Source organism: Amycolatopsis sp. lyj-346 (assembly GCF_046548975.1).
Lineage (GTDB): Bacteria > Actinomycetota > Actinomycetes > Mycobacteriales > Pseudonocardiaceae > Amycolatopsis.
The window spans coordinates 1-721 of record NZ_JAJPWT010000058.1; the positions used below are offsets into that span (position 1 = coordinate 1).

Genomic DNA, 721 nt, shown 5'->3' on the forward strand with positions numbered 1-721 from the left:
CGCCCCAATGGGGTTGTTTCATCGTGGTTGTTGCTGGTGGGGGCGGTGTGGCAGGGCTGGTTCGGTTGGTGTGGCAGCAACCGGCGTCGGGACGGTGTGGTGTCCGCGGGTATGAGTGAAGCCCTCGGCAAGATCGAGATGTGAGTCAACAACCTGCCGAGGGCTTCGGCCCCATTTCTTACCAGGTCACCCTCCCGCTGTCGCGCCGGACCCTGGGCATGGTCGCCGGGTTGATCCGGACGCGACGTCGGCAAATGCGCTCGCGGTGGCGTAAAGCTGGCCCTGCCGGGCAGGCGCTGGTGGTGCTGGCCGTGCTGCGCCACGACCAGCGGCTGGCCGACATCGGCGGTGGTCAGGGTGTCTCGGCGTCCACGGTGCGGCGATGGGTGCTGGAAGTCATCACCCTGCTCGCCGCCCGAGCGGCCCGGTTGGGGCGGGTTCTGCGGCGGCTGGCCGCGCGGGGCGCGGTGGTGGTGCTGGTGGACGGGACGCTGATCCGGACCCGTCGCCGCACCGGCCCGGCGAACCGGGCCAACTACAGCGGCAAGCACAAACACCATGGCCTGGTCGTGCTGGCCCTCACCGATGAGGCAGGCCGGCTGTTGTGGATCTCGGCGGTGCAGGCCGGGCGGACGGCCGACATCACCGCCGCTCGCCGGCTTTGTCTGAGGGAACGGCTCCACGCCCATGGTTTGTCCCCGGCTGGGGACAAAGGTTTCCA

The 721-nt window shown here is 69.5% G+C and carries 1 protein-coding gene; it reads left to right on the forward strand.

The window, feature by feature from the left end:
- Positions 1-140: 140 nt before the first annotated feature.
- A partial coding sequence (locus ACLJQE_RS44655; RefSeq protein ID WP_410645923.1) for a transposase family protein occupies positions 141-721 on the forward strand: 581 nt, incomplete at its 3' end.